Source organism: Roseibium sp. MMSF_3247 (genome assembly GCF_030733765.1).
Lineage (GTDB): Bacteria > Pseudomonadota > Alphaproteobacteria > Rhizobiales > Stappiaceae > Roseibium.
In genome coordinates this window covers 1,031,375-1,047,583 of record NZ_JASHII010000002.1, presented here as the reverse complement: position 1 = coordinate 1,047,583, position 16,209 = coordinate 1,031,375, and the positions used below count along the sequence as shown (strand labels likewise).

The window sequence follows — 16,209 nt, the reverse complement described above, 5'->3', positions numbered from 1 at the left end:
TGATTTCGTGCGTTTTGTTGCAGTCAGAGCAAATAGCCTTAATGCCGATTGGGTCGGTTTCGGCGGCTTCCTCAGGGTCCCAGGTGGCGCAATATCGCGGGTCCGTGATGTTGGCGTCGTAAAACGCTTTCCTCTCGCAAACGTCGCAAAGGTAATAGTCTGCTAAAGCCATATCCGGGCCTTTGTTTCCTGTTACAAAGTCTGGGTCTGAAATTAATCAGACACCGGTTCTGTCACGCCGCAGCCAGCCTGTTGCTGACCACCTGAATGCGTTCTCCTATCCACCTTGCGGTTGAGATGTCCCAAGAGTTCCCGACTGCGCGATAACGCGGGCCATCCGGGCACTGTTCCGCAGGGTTCCCACGCCATGGGATGCGGGTGTAATTGTCGGGAAAACCGCAGGCTCGTTCCCACTCAAGCGGGGTGGCTATTCTTGGGCCGCTCTCTTCCAAAATGCACGGCGTTCGGTCATCGAAAGCCATTCCCCCGCGAGCCGTGAGAGTAGGGGCGGTGTTCTGGATCTGCGGGCTATTCCTGCCAGAGCCTTCTGGCTCAAAAAGTACCGCTGCGGCGGCTCTTGGGTCTCCACGATGTCCGACCATGAACACCCTTGGCCGGGGCTGGTCTTCAAGTCCGAACAGTCTACCGTCCAAGACCCGATAGGCGAGATGATACCCGCTTCCGGCAAGCTTTTCTGCGAAGCGCAGGAAGCCGGGCTTGTTGCGCCGAGACAAGACATTTCGGACATTTTCCCAGACAAACCAGACAGGTTGATACCGTTCAACGGTTCCGAAAAAAGAGAAGGCAAGTCCGGACCTTGGCCCGTCGAGGCCTTTGCCGGCGTTACCGGTTCCTGCTGAATATCCGATGCTGGCGTCTTGGCAGGGCGTTCCCCCGCAAACAAGGTCAACTGCTCCAAAGTCCGGCCACTCCTGATATTTGGTTATGTCGCCGAGGTTCGGCACATCCGGGTAATGATGAGCCAAAACAGCGCTCGGGAATTTCTCGATTTCCGCGAAGGCCAGCGGATCCCAGCCGAGCGGCTTCCATGCAACCGAAGCTGCATCAATACCGCTGCAAAGACTGATGTAACGCATCCTTGGGGCCTTTCTGATTACGGTCTGTCGTCTACTTCCATGAAGTGGATCGGGTACGTCTCAGGAAGAGGTGCCCAAAGACCGCATCTGGCGTATTCTTCGCCCAAATCCCAGCCGTCCTCGCCATCGAGCAGCATTATGCTACCTTTATCATTCCCGCCCACGACCAGGGCGACTCTGGCGGAGCACCCGTCTCTGCAAACGACTGCTATTTTCTGACCGGGTTCCGGCTTTTCATCTTCCCATTTCGTCCACATTGTCGCGTCCTTCTAATTACGCGCGGCCTTCATGCGGAGCGCTGTCCTCTATGACCTCTTCAAAGAGGCGGTTTCCGATCCGGAGATTTGCCGCTTGAGCAGCGCACCGAAGACACCCCTCAATGTGGTTTTCTCCAGCCTTCTCCATGAGGTCGGCAAGTTCTGAGATCTTGTCTCGGACTTTTGCGAAGTCGCTGGCGGTCAGGGGATATGCTGTTTCTGCCATGCCTTGGGGCCTTTCCAATAAAGCCAATTTGAATTTCTGAACGGAAGATTAACACGTTTGTCTGCTTAATTCAATAATCTCAACTTGTATTTTTAAAATAGTTCACTTATGATCGAATTCGAATTAGAACAAGGCATGAATAAGCAAATACCCATGGGCTTTTTCGCCATCCGAAAGGGCCGCAGGCTCGCAGTCAAAACGCAGCAGCAGGCGGCAATTGCAGCCGGTTATGATCCTGATCGTTTCATCGATCTGGACAAGGTGAGCCGGGAAGAGCTGTTAGGCTCTGGCGATGCGACTGGAATTCTGCGAGGCGGCAATAGGCTCGGGATTTACCGCTATGAGTTCATTGCCGATGTCGGCTCCGGCCAAAGCCGGGAACTGAAAAAGATCACTGACCGTCTGATGGAAATCGGCGTTGTTGTCGAAGAGATTGAAAGCGGGAAGAGCTGCAAAGATCCGAACGGGGTCTATGAGATTTACAGCGGCGCGGTTGTCCGGCTTTCCGGCGTTCGCAAGCATGAAAGCCCTGGCAGACCCAAGGTTCATGAATACTCAGACGATGACCTGAAGCTGATTGAAGCCATCTGGCACGATGCGAGAAACACTAACCCGGCAATGCGGGCGCAAGCCATCAGAGACGCTGGGTTTGGGAAGTTCAAACAATCCACTTGGTACACGCTCAAGAATGCTGGCCGGGTGAAATAGTGGAGCCAAGTTTCCATAGGGACGCTCACCGGACAGCCTATGGTCAAAGATTCTCCGGGCGTGGCGACAGAGTAGAATGAAAGATTTCTTAGATGTCGATGGGGACACGAAACAGGTCAGTAGGCAGGACGAACGAGCCTCGCCAAATACCTGCCCCAAACTGTGACTCAGAGGGAGCCGAACAGATGGCAATAATCATCAAAACGAGAAGCGTCGGCAGGTCGGATCTAGTCGGTCAACAGTTCGCTGACCAGCTCGCGAAGGCGGCAACGCGTCAAATGACACCCGAGCAAAAGCGCGCCCAACGTATCAGTTTCATTCATGGCCAGACCGGCGTTGATAAAGAACGCATTTCAAAAATTCTGGACGGAGAGTAAGGAGCGGATGCCGTGACTGAATATGAGCGCGGATTGAGGGACGCAGCGCAGATGTGCCGAGATCAGGCTAGGGCGTGCTTGCCCATACGTTCTTTTTCATTCTTCTGGTGGAGCAAAAAACCGGAAATGCGCATCAGTATTCAGAAGAAAGAACGAGCCCGGATGGCTATCCGATGCGCTCAGGCTATCGAAAAACAACTGTGACTCGAAGGGAGCCGACAAATTGGGTATTGAAGCAACTAGGATCGAAACTCCACCAGACATCCCACAAGACCGCCGATTTTACCGGCTTTCAGAAGCGGTAGACGGCAGCTTGTTTCAGGGGGGGGCTAATATTGAATATATGATGGAAATCGAAGAGTGGATTTTGCAACGTCTTAAAGACGACCGTTCCGCGAAATTCGTTGGCGACACAATCGAGATCGAAACGCTTGACGGGACCGCGACCACCAACCCCGGAGAATGGATCATATGCGATGAGCTAGGAGAGCTACGCCCATGCAGCCCGGTCGTTTTCAATGCGACTTACGAACCTGCATAAAAAAGGGATAAAAATGAATAAGAACATTAGCTTAGTTCAATTTGCGCAGCACTGGCTGCACGGCCCGATCCCCGCCGACTTAATGGCGCATCTTGTAGATGTGATGGAGGAGCCGGGGTACGAGGACACGCCAGAAAAGACAGTCCATCACATTGTATGGCAGGCGATCAAGTATGGCTTGGAAAACACACCGGACACAAAGGTCAGCGCGCAAAATGAAGCAGGATGATTTGTCTATCTTGACCGCAGACGGCACCAGATTGTCAGCCCATGAAGACTTTGAAGTGTTCTCCGATCCAGCCTACTACGACATGTGGTGTCTACGTCCTGTCGGGGAAAAAGCATTCAATCAAACAATTCATTTCGCGCTACTCAAAGACGCTGTTTATGCGTCTCATGTTGTCGCGGCTTGGATGACCAACTAGAGGCCCCGGCCATGCAGATCAGCGAAGAAGATATCGGCAAAGCAATCACCGGAATTATGCGGTCAATTGATGCCGAGTATGAGCAGATGACCGAGGCAGATTTAGCCTCGCGCTGGCACTTCAAGTTCGACCCGGAACGGTCAATGGAGGCCAACATGTACCTGTTTTATGACTACCTCGCGCTCTACGCCGGATCATGCCGCCGCTGGGAAGAGCGACATAACGGCAATTGCTGCGTGGTCGAGCGAGTGCGGGATAAATACGTGATGCCAAAAATTCGCGAATTTGCCGAGCAAGTCCGCGCCCTTCAACCCGTGACTCAGTAGGCCCCAACGCGTGACAGACCACCACCCGGCTGTGAACGACAACGAAGAGCTAACGCTCATTCTTCCGGTATCAGATGCCGAGATTTTGGCAGCGTTTAACCGTGACCGTCGCCCCGATGATGAGATTGACCGCGAAAACGCCGTGGAGCTTTCAGGTGGCGACATCAGTCAACTCGATATTGAGATGTAATCAGGAAGCCCCAAAGGCACTCCACATTTGCCTCACCTCATCCCGACAGCGCGAGTAAACCAGATGAAATTCAGTCGCTTTTTGACAGAAAACGATAAGAAGGAATTCAAAGAACAGATACTTGCAAACGCACTGCAGCAGTTTTCTTTGGAACGCGATGAAATCGCAGAGGCTGCCGTCAAGATCCTTTGCAAACGAACCTATGAAATCATTGCACAGGACATCGAAGAGACTGCAGAGTCATGGCTCACCACACTCAAGCTTGAAACAGCGGTCTACACCCGAGACAGCGACGGGAACGCGCTCACCCCAGATGGTCAATTTGAATTCAGTGTCTACTGCACCGAGGCCCTGGATACACAGCTGAACACGACCCTGGAAGCCCTTTTGACAGAGCGTATTCGCTACAGCGACGACCCGATCACCGATCGATCGTTCATCGCCGCCTCGCTGCGCACCCTGGCCGACAGGATAGAAACCAACGGCAGCAACCTCACCCCCGCCACTTGCCGTTCCACGGCGTGACAAGCGAGCGTTTGCCGCTCCGGTAGGTGACGATCAGGGCATCCGCCCAACCGCCTGGCCCGCGCTGCGCGAAGGCATCGGCCGCATCAAAGCCCTTGCCTGTGAAATACAGCCCATCCACGATCTTGGCTTCATGGGTGTGCCCGGCATTCACCCGCTCCACAATCCGCCGCAACGACTGCGCCGAGCGCGAGCCGCGCGCCCCGACATGCGAATGCAGGCCGCATTCGATCGGTGACCCGCTCTGCCCGCAAATCAGGAAGGATTCGCCCTCGCGCAAAAACTTCACCCGCGCGAGAAGCCCCGGGTCCTCTTGTTGAAGCGCATAGGCGTGGATCTGGAAGTCCCGATCACCGCGCCGGATCGCCTCGTGCCAAACCGAATTCAGGTGATGCCAGTAATAGGCATTGCCCGGATCGGACGCTCCGGCAGCATCCTTCAACCAGCGATCCAAAGCCAAATTGTGATTGGACGCCTTGTGCACCGTACGGCACCAGGGCCGCTGCGCAGCCGCCATGATCCAACTGGCCGCTCGAATATTCTCCTGGACACTGCTGTTGCCTTCCGCAATCCGCCATGCCTTTTCGTGAGGGTCATCTCGCGTGTGATGGTTGCGTGCGGAGAAGGTGAAGCTGTCATCGACAAACTGATATTGGGGCCGCAGGACATCAATCAACCCCTTCCCGCCACATGTCATCGTTTGAAGATCAAGATCCCAGATCAGCGAGGCGCGCTCTTGCGGCATGTGCTCGCCATGCATGTCCGGCGGATTGATCGCCTTGACCCGGTGACCCTCACTCACCTGCCCGCCCTCGACCCGCACATCCAGATCCTGGAATGATCCGTCCGGCTCGGCGCTCACCTGGCGGCCGAAATGATCCCCATCCCCATCCACCTCCACGATCGTAAAACCAAGCGTGTGGTGAAACTCCGCCTTTTGCCCGGCGTTGCGCTGAACATAGTTCGGCAAGGTCACAACGCCCGAGGTCATGATCTGTTTTGGCCGGCGGCCCGGCATCACCGGTACCGTTTCGAGCGCGATCTTGGCGTGGGGGAACACCGCCCATTTCTCGCGCGTTTGCGTCTGCCATCCGGCCAGGGGATTGGACGTGGTCGGCAAGATGTTTGCCGCGCCATACCACACGATATTCGGCCCAAGCTCGATGACCCGCGGCTGAAGAAACGGGATCAGTTCCGGCCGGTAGCGCGCTGTCACCACCGCATGATCTTCAAAGAGACCCTTTTGATAGGTAAACCCGCCGATCAGGATCTCCGCCCCGCGATGGGCCGCATAGGCCTGCATGTTCTCCCACAGCGGGGCATGAATGGCGGTTTCATCCTGCGCCGCGGTCAAAAGAAAAACCCCGGTCTTTCTGAGCTGCGCCGGGACAAACGGCACCTCGGATGCCGGGCCGGTCTCCGGAGAATCCTTGCTCTCCTGCGCGCGGGTGATGCGATGTTGAAACGCTGCCCGGCTGATGCCGAGCGCCGCTGCCGCCGCCCGTTTGCTGCCATGAACCTCCAGCAGCCGCAAAGCCTCCTGAAGTACCGCCTCGCTCAACCGCCGCGCTGGCATCGGCATCTCCTTTTGAAATTCAGAAAGATCAAAAAATCCAAATCAGTGCAGATCTGGCAGGCAGGGGCCTCAGCCCCCGCGCATTTTCTGAAGAGCGAGTGTGAGTTGCGCGGGCATGTCTTCCATCTTGGCGGTCAACTTGTCGATCGCCCGCACAAGGCGATCCTCCACCTCTTTAAGATGCTCGACCGACGCATATTCCTGCGCCACCTGGAGCTTGTAGTCGGTCAGCTCTTGACGGCTTTGATGCACATCCCTCTGCGTTTCTTCACGCAGGCGATTGACCCGCTCGTGCAGCTTGTCGTCTGCCTCCCGGATCTGCCGCGACACCGCGCGGTCGCGGGCAATGATCCCGGAGACAAGACCGCCAAACAAACCCACGACCCCGATCATCGTGGCAATCACCCAAACATCGCCGCCATCTGGAGTGCCCATTCAAAGTCCCGCCTTCATCTTGGTTTGAAAATCATCATGCCAGGCGGCACATCGGCGGACGCGCGCATTGGCGCGGCCGAGCGCCTGGTCGGTTTTGATCAAGGCCACATCCATCGGCTCACCTTCCCGAACACCGGAGCGCTCCAGGCGACGGCAGTCAGCCGGAAGAGCCGGATCCGGCTCTGCCTCTGCCGCCGCTTGGCCCATCCGCTGGCCGGCCGAGAGCGCACGCTCTTCAGCGGTTATGCAGCCGCTCAAGAAGAGCGGGACCAACAACAGCATCCACGGTCGATTCATAGCTATCCAGCTCCAGTGCCTGGCGGGTCTGCAAGGCTTCCGCCTCTGCCAACTGCCGTTGAAATTGAAAGTTTGCAGCTTCAAGGGCCGCAGCCCGGTCCTTGAGCACCTTCAACTCCGCCTCGGCGGCCGCCAGCTCGACCTTGGACACAAGCCCGTCTTTTGCGGCCTTGACCGCCGCACGCTTGTCGAGGACATGAAACCCATAGAGGCCAGCGAGGACCGCAAGCGCCGCGAGGATGATCCTGGCCCGATGCCATCCGATGGTTTTGTCGATGGCTTCGCCAATGACGGTTGAAACGGCTGTCCAGATCATCCCGCATATCCCTCCGGCGGCAGGCCCGGATCTGAGCCCCGCATCCCCTGCCCGCCGATCGGCAGCTGCTTGGCCGCTGCATCAAGCCCGAAGGCAGCAACGCCGAAGCCAAAAATCGGCAAGGTCAACAACTCCGCCCACTGATAAGCGGTCGTCTCGCCACCGGTCAGGAGATCAAAGATGCAAAGCAGCATGAGAAAGCCGAACATGATGACGGCCACTTCCCGCTTGAAAGTCTTTTGGGTCATGCCTCACCTCCCTCTTTCTGATAAAGAGGCGGCACACCATGCAACGGCTTTGGCGCATGCCGGGAACTGGCAGGCACAAAAACCTCCACCCCATCCGGCGAGAGCTTGCGGATGATAGCGTCCGGGATTTGCTTCAAGACCTCGGCGCAATCCGGAGCGCTGCTTTCCGGGTAAACATATGCAATCCCCAGAAATGCGCCTCGCTCATCACGACAGGGGTGCGAATAAAGGAGTTTCGGCATTTTAATCTCCTTACAGCCGTGCGGCCTGGACATGCATCCAGTCGAAGTTGCGCACCCGACCGAGAGACACCCAGCCTTCCGCCTCAAAGGCACGCCAGAACGGGATGGCATCATCTTCTGACAGGCGAGCGCGAGGGCGCTTCCAGGAGAGCTGATTGCGCTCCGGATCAAAGTCGATCGCAATGCCCCAGGAATGCATGGAATAGCGCGAGCCGCCGCGCATCCGGCGCACGTTCAAGGATCCGCCGAAGAGATCGAGGCCGAGCGCCTTGATCTCCCGATCGGAGTAAATCCCGCGAACCTTCTCGAAAACCCGGGATGCGGACGATGCGACCTCTTCATGAATGGTGATCCGCCGCACGGTCACGTCCTTGTCCCAGGCAAGGCGCATATCCCAAGGTACATCGACCTGGGTCTGACGGGTGCCAACAGCCCCATAGAATGCAGCAACATCACGTTGCTGCGGCCAGCTGCCTTTCCGGCCGTCATCGCGCTCTTGCCTGTCGCGATCCGGAATAAATCCCTTTTCTTCGAACGACACACGGGAGGATGATGTCTTGAGCGCTGTGACGGTTGCTTCATCCGCCGCGCCGCTCACCGGCAGCCCCCGGGCGCCCTGAAAAGCGCGCAGAGCATGCAGCGTTTTCACGCCAATGATTCCGTCGATCTCCCCACAGGCGAACCCATGGGCGGTCAACCGCATCTGTAGCCAGGTTTCAAAGGTCATTTCAGCCTCCTGTCGGCTTGTCAAAACCATAAAAAAACCCGCCGGAAAGGCGGGTCTGATGTCTTCGAAAGATGTGTATTCTGTCAGGCAGTGCGCTCGTCTTGCCCGGCGCCGTCCTGCGGCTGCTTCAGCCCGAGATCGGTGGTGCTGCCACCGCTCCGGTTGGCCTGATGCGTGACCCCGTCGATCCGGTAAGTGCCGTCCACCCCGTCACGCGCACCACTCAAACTAAAAAGCCCCTCGGCCTGCGCGGTCGGATCCAGGTCCAGTGTCACACGCCCTGTGCCACCTTCGCGCTCAACCTCGCGGCCGCGCGCCTCGGCGATCTCTTTGGCGTGCGCCTTGTCGCGCGCAGGCGTGCGCACCAGGTTGACGGTCTCGACTTCCGTGGTGGCCGGGGCCTCCGCCTCTTCGCGCCTCACCGAGCCGGACGACCGGTCAAAATAATCCACCGCCGTTTTCTTGAAGATCTCGCGCGTGGAAATCGGTTCGATGTCATAGGATATGACATTGCCGCCGCCCGCCTGAAAAAGGCCCCGCACCAAAGGCAGGCCATAATCTGCGCCCATTTTGGTCAGGACCGCCTCTGTCCCGCGCAGCTTGAAGGTGCCGCCGAGTTCGCGCGCCAGCTTTTCCCCCATATGGAGAAAGCTTTCACCATCAGCGACCAGATAATCGCGGAAGATGTTGCCCAAGTCCGGATCGATTGTCGGGGTGAACCCGGCTTTTCGAGCCAGCTTGGTCAGAAAATCACCGACCGTGCCGTCATCCTGGTGCAGCTGCTGCGGCTCTTTCGCCTTTCCGCGTGTGTCAAACCCCTTGGCCGAGACCGACAGGCTGCGCCCGCTGCCGCGATTGCCCGAGGCCTTCACGCTGTCGGTGATCCCGTCAAACACCGGAACCCGGTTCAACAGCACTTTCAGGGCGCTGCCCGGCTGCGGCAGGCGGATCTGCCCATCCGTATCATCAAACACCAGACGGCAGCTGTCGCTGGCCGATCCCGCCTTGTCAGAGACGGTGATCGACATCAGGTAATCGGCCATGTCATCGGTGGCGGAAACCCCATCCACCTCGACAGCCCAGTCCACACTCCAGGCCATCAGCGCTCCCCAAACAGCGTCACGACCTTGCGGCGTGTTGCTGCCCCGGCTGGCAGATCCGGGATGACCACGTCACTGCCTGGCACGAGAAACGGATTGGTCTGTTTCGGATTGAGCGTCACCGCTTCTTCAACAAGATCCTGACCGCGCACGCCATGACGCCGCCACAGCAACAGATCGAGCGTGATGTTGTCGCCGACAATTCGGATCGTCTCCGGCATCACACCCCCTCCAGAAGATCAAACAAGCGGAGCAGCGCCGGGACCGTTTGCTGGCCTGTTGCCCGGTCCTCCGGCACCTTTTTCAAGGTTATGGTGTGGCGCAGAACAAACGGAATACCATCGCGCAGGATTTCGCGATGCCGCTCTCGGATCCCGGTGATCATGAAACTGCCAAGCTTGGTGCCATCGCCCCGCATGACCGGCAACGCCGCGCCCTTGACCATATGATCGCGCATCGCCTCCAGCTCGGCCGTGCCGCCGATCTTGGTTGGCAGGATCTGGCCGCGCAGGGTCAGGACATCATCGCCCTCGCCCATGAATTCCGCACCTTTCAGGCCGCGCAACAAGGGTTTTTCGGCAATGTCCGCCTGATGGCTCCGGTCCACCCCGTCAATTGAAAACGGCGCGGTGTCGATCTGCACCGCGCCCACCATGTAAAGCATCTCAGACCGCCTTTGATTTACGCGACCGACCAGCTGCGATCAGCCTGAAGGCCAGCCAGCTCGGAGCGGATTTCATCGCCGATCTGCTCGGCAATTTCCCGGGCATTAACTGCGCCTTGCACGACGATGTCTCCGATGGAGACCGTCACAGACGCCGGTTGCTGCAACGCGCCGCCGGACAGCATGGCCCGTGTGCTCTTGGCATCGTGCACATAGCCGCTTTTTGTTGGCGTGATCAGCTCCGGACCATATTCCCCGGTGAGATACGTGCGCCCGCCCGCGATCGGCCCGCCGGCCGCGCGCGCCCCATCGATTGCGGATGCGGCCGATCCGCTGCCGCTGCTGAACGGATTCAATCCAGTGAAGATCCCCGACAGATCAATCTTTCCGATCGCGGCCAGGATCTTGTCCGGAAGCGTTTTAAGGTATGCCCAGAGCTGACCGAACGCCTCAATGATCGCATCGATCAGCGCTTTGCCAGCCTTGCGTCCAGCCTCACGGAACCCCGCCTCGGCCTCCGTGGAATAGTCTTTCATCGAGAAGATGTCAGAAATCCATCCCGCCACAGTTGAGGGAACCGCCAGAACGGTCGCTGCGATTGCCGCCAGCGTTCCCGAAACCGCAGAGACAAGACGGTCAAGCTCCGCCCGGATCATCGTCTCATCAATGCCGAGCAAGGCACCCACATCCACGATGCGATCTGCTGCCCAGGTACCAACTGCCGCCGCGAGTTCTGCAGAAAACCCCGTCACCGCACTGAGCGCTGCCGACAGGCCTTCCGAGATCGCCTCGGCAAACCCGGCGACAAAGCCCGAAATCGGCTCCCAATAGCGGTAAACCGCAAGGCTGAGCCCGGCGACCGCTGCAATCACCAAAGCGATCGGCCAGGTAATGCCCAGCAAGGCCGCGCCGATGCCGGCCGCCGCCGCCTTCACCCCGGCCACAGCCGCCCCAGCAGACGCGGCCAGCATGGTGAACAATCCGCCGCCGCCAACCGCCCCCAGCATACTTGCGCCGAGCACAGCAAGCCGGAGGCGCTTGGTCGCCGCAACAATCAAACCGGCCGCCTGGCTGACGCCAAGCGCTGCACTGAGCGCGCCGCCTTTCAGGAACAAAAACGCAAACCGGCTGGCAATCACCGCAGTTTTCAGCGCAACCAGCGAGCCAAGCAGGCCGACCACGGCTGTCGTCACTTGCGGGTATTGCGCGGCAAGGTCCGCCACCGCCGAGATCATCGGCATAATTGTATCCATCGCCCGGGTCAGGGCTGGCAACAAGGCATTGCCAATCACGATCGCCAGCTCATTCATCCGGTTCTTGAACGACTGAAGCCGCGCATCAAAAGTCTCCGCGCGGACCTGAAATTCCTGATTTGCCGACCCGAGATAGTTGGTCTCGTCCGCGACCGACGACAGCGCCTGCTCAAGCAGTTTGGCGTTTTCAATGAGCGGCATGATCGCCCGGGCTTCGTCGCCGAAGAGATCGGAAATGGTTGCTGCCTGGACTTCCTTTGGCAACTCGCGGATCCGGCCGATCACGTCATTCATCGTGCCAACCGCATCCTGCTGTAAGCGCTTGGCTACATCCGTTGCCGACAGGCCCAGAACCTTATATGCCTGCCGCTGCCGCTTGGTAGCGGAATCGCCGCGCGCAAGCGCCTTGGCCATGTTTCTAAAACTTGTCGCCGCAACATCGGCCTGCGCCCCGGCAGCAACCATGGCCGATCCGATTCCCGCCACTTCCCGGGCCGAAAATCCCATTTGAACCCCAGCCGAGCCAACCCGGCGCATGAAATCCAGAAGATCCGGCGCAGCACTTGCTGAGGTGTTGGAGAGATGGTTGATCACATCGGCCAGCTCCGATGTCTGATCGACGGAAAGCCCGAGCGCGGTCTTGATCTTGGCAAGGCTCTCACCGACCTGGTCGGCCGAGATGTCAAAGGCAACGCCAACTTTAGCCGCCATTTCGGCAAAGGCCAAAAGCTCATCGCCTTGCATGCCGGCCTGGCCGGCCGCAGCCACGATCTCGCCGATGCCGGTTGCCGCAACCGGGATCTCCCGGCTAAGCGCCAGAATGTCTGCACTCATCTTGGCCAGGCCGTCCGGCGCTGCAAAATCGACAACCTTGTTGATGTCCGCCATCACAGCTTCAAATTCCCGCGCGGCATTGACCGGCGCCGAGATCGCCTTGACCAGGACATAACCCATGCCGGCGGCATCCAGCATCCGGCCGCGCATGGCGTCCATTGCCCGCGCATTGGCATCAACCTGAAGCCGCATTTTGGTGAGGCTTTGATTGACGACCCGCGCAGGCCGGGTCACCCGGTCGAGCAGGGAAACGACAAGTTGAGAGGCAAGGGTTGCCAAGACTGATCCCCTTGTGATTGCATTGCGCCGTTCAGCACACGCAAAGGATTTTTTGATGAAACGGATTTTGATGGCGCTTTGCGCCTTGATGGTTACAGCGCCAGCCTTCGCAACCGAAGACCTGGAAGCCCGCGTTGAACGCCTGGAGCGCCAAACCTATTTTGGATCGGTCGCCTTTTTTCTCTCAGGTGCTGAGAATTGCGGCATAAGCATTACACCAGAGCAATACAGATCCGTATTTAAGGATGTCGCTGAAGAAGACGTGACCACGGTCGCCGCCGTCCTAAGCAACGGCGCGATCGGTCGCCTCTACTCAATGGGTCAACGCAACCTACCGGACGGAGACTATTGCAGGACCGTTCGACAGACGCTGCCAGAAGTCGGCCTGAGCGCGAAGGGCAACTGATCAGGAGACCGTCAGACTAACCGGACTTTGACCGCGCCTTGTTTTCCTGAGAGATGACCCGCGCTGCGCTTTTCGCATAGGCAAGAAAGTCGTCGATCTCCCAGCTCTCGACATCCTTGACAGGTGACCCGGTTGTCCGGGCCACCTGCAAGATCAGATCGCGCCAGGCGACGCTGTTTCGTCGCTCTGTTTCATGGCCTTCATCAAGGCCCTGGATTGCTTTCCCATCTGCGACACCATCGCCTCCGATGCCGCCGCAAAATCATCAAGATCGAGCGCCTTGATCACCTCGATCGGCTCACCGGCCAGCTCCGCAAGCAGGGCAAACCCGGCCTCTGCTTGACTTTCAACCCCTTCCGCGATCAGGGAATCCCCGGCGCGCATGCGGCGGATGTTCAGAACGGAAATCTCCCGGCCGTCATGCTCGACCGGGAACTCCAGTTTCACGTCTTTTGACTTTGGCTTAGCCATTGTTCTTGATCCTTTTGTTCAAGTCCGATCAGACGCCAAGCGCGCCGCGATAGCCTTCGGTCAGGGAGATGCCATCGCGCCGGATTTCCAGCTCATCGGCATCAATGTACCAAAGCTCTTTGCCATTAAAGGAAATGTCGAAGTGCGTGACTTCCTTGAAGACATGGTTGCAACCCTGGAACTCTTCCGGATCGCTTTCGTCCGGCTCCCACTGCGTCAACACGCCTTCGATCGTGCCGCGCCAGGCAATGTCCTGGCCGTTGGTCTTGTCGCGGTAAGCCGCGGCAAAAACCCAGGCTTCCTTGACGCCGAGCTTGCCGACAAGCTCGACATCAATGCCGTTGACCATGACCGCCGGCTCCAGCGACTTGATGCGCGGCGCCACATGATCCACACCAATGACACCACCGCCCGGATTGTGGCTTGCCGTGATGAATTCAATCGCCGGAATGGTGAACTTGGCGATGGTCGTTGCCCGTGATCCGGATTCGGCATTAGAGCGGCGCAGGTCAACACCCTGCAGCATGTAAAGAGGTTGCATCGTTCTGTCCTGATTTTGGGAGGAAAGCTAAAGGCTCAGCAGCGGCATTACGCCGCCGCCGACAGCCGCTCGATGATGTCGTTGACCAGGCCTTCAACAGCCGGGCGGTACCGGCGAATTTCGTGCTTCGCCAGCTTGAAGACGGGCGCCGGCTCGATGCCGATATCGAGATGCAGTGAACCCAGACGGATCTGCTCCGGCGAGTTGCTGTCGCCGGTGAACATCTGATCTTTAGGCGTATATCCGAGGATGTCCTCGGCCGCCTTGTGATCCCGCAGCGCAAAGGCGATGGAGTTGATCCAGTTTTCAACGCTCGACTTGGTGATCTTGCGGCCCAGGAACTGGTTGGTGATCTGGATGAACTCTGTGATGATGTAGTCCGTGCCGCGCACCTGGTGGATCTGCTCCCAAAGCTCGCCCGTTTGCGCGTTGTCGGTCCCGATAAAGCGGTACCCGCCATCGGCGATCGCGCCATCCACACCGGTTTCGCCCTCGGTGACGATCGAGACATTGGCCGCCAGCAGCTGCTGACCTTCCGTTGACCCATCCAGCGTGGAAAACGGGATCTTGCGGGACAGGCCTGCAAGGCCGTAGATCGGCCGGTTGGCGAACGGGTGAAACGGCTTGCCGCCGCCGACCTGGTTGTCGATCCGCGCCATCAGGCCCGCAATACGCGGAGCCATCGGACGAACGACAACAGACGCCCCATCCCAGATGCGCGCGGCAACACCGATCGGCATCACGCGCTCGGAGGTCATGGTTTCGCGGGCATCGATCGCGTTGGCCGCGGACGTGTCATCCACATCCACCGGGGCAACGGCAAGGATCTTTCCGAGGTTGGCTTCCAGTGCGGCGATCACCGGGTTGACGGTGTCCATGTCCGGACGCCAGGCCGTGCGGCCGGCGAGAACAATCCGCGGGGTTTTGTTCACGGCGGACGGAATGTCGGTGATGCTGTTGACGACACTTGCGATCGCGGCCGCTGTTGCCGCCGTATCCGCACCCTCGGTCACACGGAACACGGTGACATCGGCTCCGGCGTTGAGACCGCTGAGCTGATCATGGATGCCCTGCGCCTGGTCTTTCAAAAGACCTGTGCCAAGCGCCGCCATGAAATCCTTGTCGGAGGTCGAAGCGCGCACGGCCGTATCGACCGGGATTTCGGTGTTGGAGGCATCTGCCGAGGTTTCGATCAGAAGCGCTTGAGAAAAATCATCGCCAAGGACCGGCGTGATTTCAGTTTCCGGCCGCGTGTAACTTTGGCCAAAGACAGGTACTGTCATGGTGTGCTCCATTCTGCCGCAAGCGGCCACAAAAAAACCGCCACGCGGGCGGGTCGGTGAAGGTCAGGGTTTAAGGTCGCGTCGCAACCGCTTTCGGGTTGCCGGATCGAGGTAGTAGCCAAAGCCGGACTTGTTGTGGATCTCGACCCCAAAAGGCTTCAGCTTCAGCCGCAGGTAGCGCATCTGCGCCCTAAGGACGCTCATCACGTTCTCAGGAGGCTCCCGCTTGAAGTAGATCGCCGCCTCGATCGTTTCGTAATGAACTTCCGGACGGGCAATCAGGCAGCGCAGGATTGCCGCTTGGGATGGGCTCAAGCCCCAGTCCCAGGGGATGGTGGAATCCCCGTACAGCATATCCTTGAGCTGCCGGTTCTCCTCTTGCAGCTCCGCAACCTCATCAGTGAGCTGCTTGTTTTTCTCAGCGAAGTCTTCCATGGGAAACACCGCCTTTTCACTGCCGCCAGGTCAGATCAGCTCCGGCCCGGCAACCTTTTGAAGTTCAAGCCGCGCCAGGACCACATCCACATGGGCTGCACCCCAAAGTGGAGCCGGACGGGGGTTTTCATCATCAAAGGAATCCCAGTCCTCGCGGGCAACGCCCTCCAGACTGACCGCGACCTGAGCAATCGCGGCTTTGATCTCCGCGACCGTGTAATCTTCGGTGGGTTCAGGATCGGCCCAGCCCATCATGATGGCCACCGTGGTTTCCGGCGCATTGGTGTGCAGGTAGAGATGGGTTGCTGGCTCCTCGCCATTGGGAGAGGCTTTGCGCCCCTCCCCCAGCAAGTGACCCAGCGGCTTTGCCATTTCGCCAAACGGTGTCCACGACGGGTCGTCAATCACGACGACGAGTGATCGTCCCATG

The 16,209-nt window shown here is 58.6% G+C and carries 28 protein-coding genes; 9 read left to right on the top strand and 19 right to left on the bottom strand.

The genetic code is table 11. The features are described from left to right. Nucleotides 1–233: 233 nt before the first annotated feature. Both RBB44_RS10300 and RBB44_RS10295 read right to left on the bottom strand, forming a co-directional pair. Nucleotides 234–1,097 (bottom strand): DNA cytosine methyltransferase, encoded by an 864-nt coding sequence (locus RBB44_RS10300; RefSeq protein WP_306147278.1) that lies wholly within the window; start codon nucleotides 1,095–1,097, stop codon nucleotides 234–236. Between the two features lie 273 nt (nucleotides 1,098–1,370). Further along, on the bottom strand, nucleotides 1,371–1,580 hold the full coding sequence (locus RBB44_RS10295) for a hypothetical protein (protein WP_306147277.1): 210 nt from the start codon (nucleotides 1,578–1,580) through the stop codon (nucleotides 1,371–1,373). 135 nt (nucleotides 1,581–1,715) lie between these two features. On the opposite strand from RBB44_RS10295, the gene RBB44_RS10290 reads away from it, so the two are divergent. The 8 genes from RBB44_RS10290 to RBB44_RS10255 all read left to right on the top strand — a co-directional run bounded on the left by RBB44_RS10290 (nucleotide 1,716) and on the right by RBB44_RS10255 (nucleotide 4,672). Continuing rightward, a complete protein-coding gene (locus RBB44_RS10290; protein WP_306147276.1) occupies nucleotides 1,716–2,288 on the top strand; it encodes a hypothetical protein in 573 nt (190 codons plus the stop codon). A gap of 185 nt (nucleotides 2,289–2,473) precedes the next feature. Then, nucleotides 2,474–2,665 carry a hypothetical protein gene (locus RBB44_RS10285; RefSeq protein WP_306147275.1) on the top strand — a complete coding sequence of 64 codons (192 nt, stop codon included), beginning with the start codon at nucleotides 2,474–2,476 and terminating at the stop codon, nucleotides 2,663–2,665. A 223-nt stretch (nucleotides 2,666–2,888) separates the two neighbouring features. Next, nucleotides 2,889–3,206, top strand: coding sequence for a hypothetical protein (locus RBB44_RS10280; protein ID WP_306147274.1), 318 nt, complete (start codon nucleotides 2,889–2,891; stop codon nucleotides 3,204–3,206). Nucleotides 3,207–3,219: 13 nt separating this feature from the next. Beyond that, entirely contained in the window at nucleotides 3,220–3,435 is a 216-nt protein-coding gene (locus RBB44_RS10275) for a hypothetical protein (protein ID WP_306147273.1), read from the top strand. Continuing rightward, the gene (locus RBB44_RS10270; protein ID WP_306156126.1) at nucleotides 3,422–3,631 is read left to right on the top strand and encodes a hypothetical protein; all 210 of its coding nucleotides are present in this window, start codon (nucleotides 3,422–3,424) and stop codon (nucleotides 3,629–3,631) included. The genes RBB44_RS10275 and RBB44_RS10270 overlap by 14 nt, the downstream gene beginning before the upstream one ends. A gap of 11 nt (nucleotides 3,632–3,642) precedes the next feature. Next, complete coding sequence (locus RBB44_RS10265) at nucleotides 3,643–3,957, top strand: hypothetical protein (protein ID WP_306147271.1); 315 nt, start codon at nucleotides 3,643–3,645, stop codon at nucleotides 3,955–3,957. 10 nt (nucleotides 3,958–3,967) lie between these two features. After that, on the top strand, nucleotides 3,968–4,147 hold the full coding sequence (locus RBB44_RS10260; protein WP_306147270.1) for a hypothetical protein: 180 nt from the start codon (nucleotides 3,968–3,970) through the stop codon (nucleotides 4,145–4,147). A gap of 27 nt (nucleotides 4,148–4,174) precedes the next feature. After that, nucleotides 4,175–4,672, top strand: a complete 498-nt coding sequence (locus RBB44_RS10255) for a hypothetical protein (RefSeq protein ID WP_306147269.1) — start codon at nucleotides 4,175–4,177, stop codon at nucleotides 4,670–4,672. Here the strand turns inward: RBB44_RS10255 and RBB44_RS10250 are convergent. The 11 genes from RBB44_RS10250 to RBB44_RS10200 form a co-directional block, all read right to left on the bottom strand. Beyond that, nucleotides 4,641–6,248, bottom strand: coding sequence for a hypothetical protein (locus RBB44_RS10250; protein ID WP_306147268.1), 1,608 nt, complete (start codon nucleotides 6,246–6,248; stop codon nucleotides 4,641–4,643). The genes RBB44_RS10255 and RBB44_RS10250 overlap by 32 nt on opposite strands. 69 nt (nucleotides 6,249–6,317) lie before the next feature. Further along, nucleotides 6,318–6,683: a hypothetical protein gene (locus RBB44_RS10245; RefSeq protein ID WP_306147267.1), complete on the bottom strand. Its 366-nt coding sequence runs from the start codon at nucleotides 6,681–6,683 to the stop codon at nucleotides 6,318–6,320. Beyond that, nucleotides 6,684–6,941 carry a hypothetical protein gene (locus RBB44_RS10240; protein WP_306147266.1) on the bottom strand — a complete coding sequence of 86 codons (258 nt, stop codon included), beginning with the start codon at nucleotides 6,939–6,941 and terminating at the stop codon, nucleotides 6,684–6,686. Then, entirely contained in the window at nucleotides 6,919–7,296 is a 378-nt protein-coding gene (locus RBB44_RS10235; RefSeq protein WP_306147265.1) for a hypothetical protein, read from the bottom strand. The genes RBB44_RS10240 and RBB44_RS10235 overlap by 23 nt, the downstream gene beginning before the upstream one ends. Further along, nucleotides 7,293–7,544 carry a hypothetical protein gene (locus RBB44_RS10230; RefSeq protein WP_306147264.1) on the bottom strand — a complete coding sequence of 84 codons (252 nt, stop codon included), beginning with the start codon at nucleotides 7,542–7,544 and terminating at the stop codon, nucleotides 7,293–7,295. Before RBB44_RS10230 ends, RBB44_RS10235 begins: the two co-directional genes overlap by 4 nt. After that, a complete protein-coding gene (locus tag RBB44_RS10225; RefSeq protein WP_306147263.1) occupies nucleotides 7,541–7,786 on the bottom strand; it encodes a hypothetical protein in 246 nt (81 codons plus the stop codon). Before RBB44_RS10225 ends, RBB44_RS10230 begins: the two co-directional genes overlap by 4 nt. Nucleotides 7,787–7,796: 10 nt before the next feature. Continuing rightward, the gene (locus tag RBB44_RS10220; RefSeq protein WP_306147262.1) at nucleotides 7,797–8,513 is read right to left on the bottom strand and encodes a peptidoglycan-binding protein; all 717 of its coding nucleotides are present in this window, start codon (nucleotides 8,511–8,513) and stop codon (nucleotides 7,797–7,799) included. 83 nt (nucleotides 8,514–8,596) lie between these two features. Further along, nucleotides 8,597–9,613, bottom strand: coding sequence for a phage late control D family protein (locus tag RBB44_RS10215; protein ID WP_306147261.1), 1,017 nt, complete (start codon nucleotides 9,611–9,613; stop codon nucleotides 8,597–8,599). Further along, nucleotides 9,613–9,834 (bottom strand): phage tail protein, encoded by a 222-nt coding sequence (locus tag RBB44_RS10210; protein WP_306147260.1) that lies wholly within the window; start codon nucleotides 9,832–9,834, stop codon nucleotides 9,613–9,615. Before RBB44_RS10210 ends, RBB44_RS10215 begins: the two co-directional genes overlap by 1 nt. Then, nucleotides 9,834–10,277, bottom strand: coding sequence for a phage tail protein (locus RBB44_RS10205; RefSeq protein ID WP_306147259.1), 444 nt, complete (start codon nucleotides 10,275–10,277; stop codon nucleotides 9,834–9,836). Before RBB44_RS10205 ends, RBB44_RS10210 begins: the two co-directional genes overlap by 1 nt. 17 nt (nucleotides 10,278–10,294) lie before the next feature. Further along, nucleotides 10,295–12,643 carry a phage tail tape measure protein gene (locus tag RBB44_RS10200; protein ID WP_306147258.1) on the bottom strand — a complete coding sequence of 783 codons (2,349 nt, stop codon included), beginning with the start codon at nucleotides 12,641–12,643 and terminating at the stop codon, nucleotides 10,295–10,297. A gap of 55 nt (nucleotides 12,644–12,698) precedes the next feature. On the opposite strand from RBB44_RS10200, the gene RBB44_RS10195 reads away from it, so the two are divergent. Then, the gene (locus tag RBB44_RS10195) at nucleotides 12,699–13,049 is read left to right on the top strand and encodes a hypothetical protein (RefSeq protein WP_306147257.1); all 351 of its coding nucleotides are present in this window, start codon (nucleotides 12,699–12,701) and stop codon (nucleotides 13,047–13,049) included. Between the two features lie 16 nt (nucleotides 13,050–13,065). On the opposite strand, the gene RBB44_RS10190 is transcribed toward RBB44_RS10195, so the two are convergent. From RBB44_RS10190 to RBB44_RS10165, 6 genes are all read right to left on the bottom strand, one after another. Then, on the bottom strand, nucleotides 13,066–13,194 hold the full coding sequence (locus tag RBB44_RS10190; RefSeq protein WP_306147256.1) for a hypothetical protein: 129 nt from the start codon (nucleotides 13,192–13,194) through the stop codon (nucleotides 13,066–13,068). A gap of 8 nt (nucleotides 13,195–13,202) precedes the next feature. Beyond that, complete coding sequence (locus tag RBB44_RS10185) at nucleotides 13,203–13,520, bottom strand: phage tail assembly protein (RefSeq protein WP_306147255.1); 318 nt, start codon at nucleotides 13,518–13,520, stop codon at nucleotides 13,203–13,205. A gap of 28 nt (nucleotides 13,521–13,548) precedes the next feature. Next, nucleotides 13,549–14,061, bottom strand: coding sequence for a phage major tail tube protein (locus tag RBB44_RS10180; RefSeq protein WP_306147254.1), 513 nt, complete (start codon nucleotides 14,059–14,061; stop codon nucleotides 13,549–13,551). 47 nt (nucleotides 14,062–14,108) lie between these two features. Next, a complete protein-coding gene (locus RBB44_RS10175; RefSeq protein WP_306147253.1) occupies nucleotides 14,109–15,344 on the bottom strand; it encodes a phage tail protein in 1,236 nt (411 codons plus the stop codon). 63 nt (nucleotides 15,345–15,407) lie between these two features. Further along, nucleotides 15,408–15,779, bottom strand: coding sequence for a helix-turn-helix domain-containing protein (locus RBB44_RS10170; RefSeq protein WP_306147252.1), 372 nt, complete (start codon nucleotides 15,777–15,779; stop codon nucleotides 15,408–15,410). Nucleotides 15,780–15,809: 30 nt separating this feature from the next. After that, complete coding sequence (locus RBB44_RS10165; RefSeq protein ID WP_306147251.1) at nucleotides 15,810–16,208, bottom strand: hypothetical protein; 399 nt, start codon at nucleotides 16,206–16,208, stop codon at nucleotides 15,810–15,812. Between the last annotated feature and the right edge of the window lies 1 nt (nucleotide 16,209).

Coding starts and splice junctions, on each gene's coding strand:
- RBB44_RS10300 (WP_306147278.1), bottom strand. CDS start 1,097: ATGCGTTACATCAGTCTTTGCAGCGGTATTGATGCAGCTTCGGTTGCA.
- RBB44_RS10295 (WP_306147277.1), bottom strand. CDS start 1,580: ATGGCAGAAACAGCATATCCCCTGACCGCCAGCGACTTCGCAAAAGTC.
- RBB44_RS10290 (WP_306147276.1), top strand. CDS start 1,716: ATGAATAAGCAAATACCCATGGGCTTTTTCGCCATCCGAAAGGGCCGC.
- RBB44_RS10285 (WP_306147275.1), top strand. CDS start 2,474: ATGGCAATAATCATCAAAACGAGAAGCGTCGGCAGGTCGGATCTAGTC.
- RBB44_RS10275 (WP_306147273.1), top strand. CDS start 3,220: ATGAATAAGAACATTAGCTTAGTTCAATTTGCGCAGCACTGGCTGCAC.
- RBB44_RS10270 (WP_306156126.1), top strand. CDS start 3,422: ATGAAGCAGGATGATTTGTCTATCTTGACCGCAGACGGCACCAGATTG.
- RBB44_RS10265 (WP_306147271.1), top strand. CDS start 3,643: ATGCAGATCAGCGAAGAAGATATCGGCAAAGCAATCACCGGAATTATG.
- RBB44_RS10250 (WP_306147268.1), bottom strand. CDS start 6,248: ATGCCAGCGCGGCGGTTGAGCGAGGCGGTACTTCAGGAGGCTTTGCGG.
- RBB44_RS10245 (WP_306147267.1), bottom strand. CDS start 6,683: ATGGGCACTCCAGATGGCGGCGATGTTTGGGTGATTGCCACGATGATC.
- RBB44_RS10235 (WP_306147265.1), bottom strand. CDS start 7,296: ATGATCTGGACAGCCGTTTCAACCGTCATTGGCGAAGCCATCGACAAA.
- RBB44_RS10230 (WP_306147264.1), bottom strand. CDS start 7,544: ATGACCCAAAAGACTTTCAAGCGGGAAGTGGCCGTCATCATGTTCGGC.
- RBB44_RS10225 (WP_306147263.1), bottom strand. CDS start 7,786: ATGCCGAAACTCCTTTATTCGCACCCCTGTCGTGATGAGCGAGGCGCA.
- RBB44_RS10220 (WP_306147262.1), bottom strand. CDS start 8,513: ATGACCTTTGAAACCTGGCTACAGATGCGGTTGACCGCCCATGGGTTC.
- RBB44_RS10215 (WP_306147261.1), bottom strand. CDS start 9,613: ATGGCCTGGAGTGTGGACTGGGCTGTCGAGGTGGATGGGGTTTCCGCC.
- RBB44_RS10210 (WP_306147260.1), bottom strand. CDS start 9,834: ATGCCGGAGACGATCCGAATTGTCGGCGACAACATCACGCTCGATCTG.
- RBB44_RS10205 (WP_306147259.1), bottom strand. CDS start 10,277: ATGCTTTACATGGTGGGCGCGGTGCAGATCGACACCGCGCCGTTTTCA.
- RBB44_RS10195 (WP_306147257.1), top strand. CDS start 12,699: ATGAAACGGATTTTGATGGCGCTTTGCGCCTTGATGGTTACAGCGCCA.
- RBB44_RS10185 (WP_306147255.1), bottom strand. CDS start 13,520: ATGGCTAAGCCAAAGTCAAAAGACGTGAAACTGGAGTTCCCGGTCGAG.
- RBB44_RS10180 (WP_306147254.1), bottom strand. CDS start 14,061: ATGCAACCTCTTTACATGCTGCAGGGTGTTGACCTGCGCCGCTCTAAT.
- RBB44_RS10175 (WP_306147253.1), bottom strand. CDS start 15,344: ATGACAGTACCTGTCTTTGGCCAAAGTTACACGCGGCCGGAAACTGAA.
- RBB44_RS10170 (WP_306147252.1), bottom strand. CDS start 15,779: ATGGAAGACTTCGCTGAGAAAAACAAGCAGCTCACTGATGAGGTTGCG.
- RBB44_RS10165 (WP_306147251.1), bottom strand. CDS start 16,208: ATGGGACGATCACTCGTCGTCGTGATTGACGACCCGTCGTGGACACCG.